Source organism: Desulfobacula sp. (assembly GCF_021107415.1).
Genome location: NZ_JAIOSW010000247.1, coordinates 1 through 4,163, shown reverse-complemented (window position 1 = coordinate 4,163; position 4,163 = coordinate 1). Strand labels below are relative to the sequence as shown.

Genomic DNA, 4,163 nt, shown 5'->3' with positions numbered 1-4,163 from the left:
TTCCCCATTTTGAGTAAATTTTATGGCATTACCCACAAGATTTATCAATATCTGGCGCAGCCGTCCCGGATCTCCCTTAAGAAACAGGGGGACATCATGATGAATCATTGTAAGATATTCCAATCCCTTTTCATGGGCTTTAACCGCGACAAGATCGTTTAATGTGTCAATGGTTACTCTTAAATTAAAATCAATGTGTTCAAGCCCAATCATACCGGCTTCTATCTTGGAATGATCCAGAATATCATTGATGATATTTAAAAGTGAATCCGAACTGTTTTTAATGATCCTGGCAAATTTTTGTTGTTCCGGATCTAATTTTGTTCCTAATAAGAGATTTGTCATCCCGATAACGCCGTTCATGGGTGTACGGATCTCATGGCTCATGTTGGCCAAAAATTCACTCTTTGCCAGGTTGGCGGCTTCTGCTTTTTCCCTGGCAAAGACTAAATCCTTTGTCTGCCTTTCAATTTCGGATGTTAACATTTTAGAATAGTTATTGTGCTGATTATGGCTTTTGGCCAGTATTTTCATATTCTTTTTTTCAAGTACTTTTATTTTTCGGTGGGTTTGAATATTTCTTGTTTCATTGAGTTTTTTTTGATCTTCCAACTCTCTTTCAAGGAAAAAAGAGTCGACTAATTGTTTGATAATGATGGCTAATGTATCTGTATTTTGATCCTGCAATAAAGATGTAAAAAACAGCACACCCTTTAACTCTTTTAAATAAATGGCATTGATATAGTCATTGTCTATTTTTTTTTGAAAACAACTTTCATTGTCTGTCCCGGCTTTTTCAAGAAGCCTGTTTTCAATTGTAGCCGGAAGGGTAAATTTTTTTAAAGAAACGATGTTTGTTCCATTGTTCAGGATCATTTTGCAGCAACAACCCCATAATTTATTTTCAAGGTACACAAGAAAATCATGCTGGTCCTTATTGGGCATATCAATATTATCAAATATAGTGTTGAGAATTTCCATATCAGTCCTTGTCCAATGAATATATTGCTTCTGCTTTTGACAACTCCTGCGGTAAGTCAAGCATAATTGCTTTGTATTCTTGAATGTTATCCCGCATATGCGTCAGAAGCGGTTGGGAAAGTATCCTTCCCTGCAACCCCTTAATCGGAGAGATGTTTTGCCTGTAGATCAGATAGTCGGCAATTTGTATTATTCCGGGTATACTTTCAGGATCAATTTTTTTAAGGTTCAAGTGATGCTGCCCAATACCTTCTTGTATGGTTAAAGGTAGTTTCCAGTCCTGGGCCAGATAAAACCCGACTCTGGAGTGATCGGTCCCAATGATTTTTTTTTCAACCTCAATAATAGAATCTTCCCCTGGTTTATATGCCTTGCAGACTTTCATAAATAATTGGGGTTCAAGCTGGTCTTCAATAATCATTCCAATGTCATGGATTAAACCGCATAAAAAAGCATTCTCACCATTTTGTTCAAAAATTTTTTCAGCGATGAGTTGGCTGCAAATACCTACAGCAGCACTATGCAGCCATAACTTATTCCTTGAAAAAACATCATAGTCATTACTATTTTTAATAATATTTTTAACAATATCCATAACAATTAAATTGCGAAGATTATTCATGCCTATAAAAGAGACGGCTTCTGCAATATGGGTGACTTTGCAGAGTAAGGAATAATAGGGGCTGTTAACAATTTGCAATATTTTTAAAACCAAAGTCGGGTCCAGGTTTATAATCTCTTCAAATTCCTGCATACTGTATGCATCGTCCGAAATCATCCGTGTTAACCGGATGGCAATATTGGGCAGGGTTTTCAATTCTTTAAATTTAGTTAATAAAACTTTAGCTGTCGGCATACGCTGTCTTATTCCATTTAAATAGTATTATTTAAATTTTTTTAATTCTTCATAAGTCGGTTTTTCAGTCATATGAAAACTCCTTGTTGCTGTTTATTGGTATGGATACCAGTCAGCATTTCGCAAACTATCCACTTTTAAAACAGCTATTTCATTGGTGCTGGTATTAAACACGACTTTCCTTCCCTTTTCCCCGCCTACATCTTCCGATATGATGGAGATTTTGTTTTTTAACAATATCTTTCGAGTGATTTCAATATTTTCCCTGCCAATATCCTTATCATTTTTTTTGGGGTTATATGCGCCTCCAAATATTTGTGCTTCAAAATTTTTTCTTTGAGATCCATGGGCCAGCATCATTGTTATCAATGCAATTGTAGCAATATTACCATACAATGCAGTGGTTTTTCCTTTTGTTGCCATATAGGGCAATTGAAAATGATTCATCCCGCCGATTCGGTTTTTTTTGTCATAAATACAGATGGAGACACCAGACCCTATGACAGTGGATATGCTGATACTTTGGTCCGGTACAAAAATATATCCGGGCTGCAAAAAATAATTATTTGATATTGAATTTTCAGAAGAATAGTAGTCCTTATTCATATAAAAGCCTTTGTATCATTTTTTTTGGTATCCGCTTGGTAAAATAGTTATCAGGCTGTGGTCAAGCCCATGAAGATTTTCAGACAGACCCACAAAAAAGTACCCTCCCGGATTCAGAGCCCTGCAAAGGGTGCTGACAACCTTTTGTCTTGTCTGTGTATCAAAATATATCATGACATTTCTGCAGAAAATAATATCAAATGTATCAACAGGAGTGTCTGATAACAGGTTGAACTTTTCAAATCTAACGTAGGTTTGAACTTCGGGTTTGACCTTGACATGATCCTGCCATTTACCGGTTCCCTTTTGAAAATAGGTGTATAGAATGGAACGGGGTACAACACGTACTCTTTCTTTTGGATAGATAGCTCTTTTTCCCTGTTTCAGCATGGAATCAGAAACATCAGATGCGTAGATGGTAAAGGAAAATTTGTTGGCCAGCAATTGAACCGCAAGGGAAAAAGCTTCTTCCCCGCTGGAGGAAGCCGCACTCCAGATTTTCAAGGGTTTGGTATTATCCAGGGTTTTGATCATAAATTCACAATGATTATTTTCCCTGAAAAAGAACGTATGATTGGTGGTGGTTGCATCGATAAAATTGTTAAATTCATCCGGGCTGTTTGATATCAGGTCAATATAATCAGATACACAAGATGTTTTTGTCATCCGCATTCGTTTGGCTATTCTTGCAACCAGAAGGGTATATTTTTTTTCATTGAGAACAATGCCGGATTCGGTATAAACAATATTGGAAAGTTTTTTAAATTGTACCGGATTGATTTTAGTTTCAGATACCATAGGATTAACTTTTTTCCAAAAGAAAAATGGCTTTTGGGGCAATCGTATAGATATCCTGCACATGATCAACTGCACCTAAGTTTATTGCCTCCTTGGGCATGCCGAATACCACACAGGATTTTTCATCCTGGGCAATATTAATTGCGCCTGCTTTTTTCATGTCAAGCATTCCTGCAGCGCCATCTTTACCCATACCGGTAAGAATGATACCAAGGGCATTGGCTCCTGCATATCTGGCAACGGATTTAAACAAAACATCGACTGCGGGCCTCTGGTAATGGACAAGGGGACCGGTTTTAACAGCTACATAATACCTGGCACCGCTTCTTTTGAGGAGCATATGATAATTGCCCGGTGCGATCAGGACCTGGCCGTTTGTGACTGTATCGCCGTTTTCTGCTTCCTTAACGTGCATCTGGCACAGCTCATCCAGTCTTTCTGCAAATGATGTTGTAAACTGGGCAGGCATATGCTGGACCACCACAACCCCTGGAGAATTTCGCGGCATCATGGTTAATACTTTTTTTAAGGCTTCTGTTCCGCCGGTTGAAGCACCAATGGCGATGATTTTATTTGTAGTGGCAGTCAGCGCTTTTGATGTGATGGCGCTCATTGGCTTATTCTCTGTTTTCCGGGTGGACAAAGGTGTCAACTTTGCCCCATAAACCGCTCTGATTTTTTCTCCCAGCTGTATGCTCATATCACCCACGGAATAAGCAGCACTGGGTTTTGAAATAACTTCAAGAGCGCCAAGAGAGATGGCTTCAAGGGCAATCTTGCTCCCCTTGGCAGTTAAAGAGCTGACAATGATAACAGGAAGGGGATAGTGCTTCATCAGCTTTTTTAAAAATGTTATACCGTCCATACGGGGCATTTCAATATCAAGGGTAATTACATCCGGTTTGAGTTTAACGATTTTGTC

General features: G+C 38.4%; 5 protein-coding genes. All 5 read right to left on the bottom strand.

What is annotated here, in order from left to right:
- The coding region (locus K8S13_RS13445) for a histidine kinase dimerization/phospho-acceptor domain-containing protein (protein WP_291463210.1) at positions 1-981 on the bottom strand (981 nt) is incomplete at its 3' end.
- Position 982: 1 nt separating this feature from the next.
- Positions 983-1,837 (bottom strand): HDOD domain-containing protein, encoded by an 855-nt coding sequence (locus tag K8S13_RS13440; protein ID WP_291463208.1) that lies wholly within the window; start codon positions 1,835-1,837, stop codon positions 983-985.
- A gap of 93 nt (positions 1,838-1,930) precedes the next feature.
- Positions 1,931-2,443, bottom strand: a complete 513-nt coding sequence (locus tag K8S13_RS13435) for a chemotaxis protein CheD (protein WP_291463206.1) — start codon at positions 2,441-2,443, stop codon at positions 1,931-1,933.
- A gap of 15 nt (positions 2,444-2,458) precedes the next feature.
- On the bottom strand, positions 2,459-3,241 hold the full coding sequence (locus K8S13_RS13430; protein WP_291463205.1) for a CheR family methyltransferase: 783 nt from the start codon (positions 3,239-3,241) through the stop codon (positions 2,459-2,461).
- 4 nt (positions 3,242-3,245) lie between these two features.
- Positions 3,246-4,163: chemotaxis response regulator protein-glutamate methylesterase (locus tag K8S13_RS13425; protein WP_291463203.1), on the bottom strand; the 918-nt coding region annotated here is incomplete at its 5' end.

What these genes read in the sequence shown, in the direction of transcription:
- K8S13_RS13430 (WP_291463205.1), bottom strand. Translation starts at nt 3,241, where the DNA reads ATGGTATCTGAAACTAAAATCAATCCGGTACAATTTAAAAAACTTTCC.
- K8S13_RS13435 (WP_291463206.1), bottom strand. Translation starts at nt 2,443, where the DNA reads ATGAATAAGGACTACTATTCTTCTGAAAATTCAATATCAAATAATTAT.
- K8S13_RS13440 (WP_291463208.1), bottom strand. Translation starts at nt 1,837, where the DNA reads ATGCCGACAGCTAAAGTTTTATTAACTAAATTTAAAGAATTGAAAACC.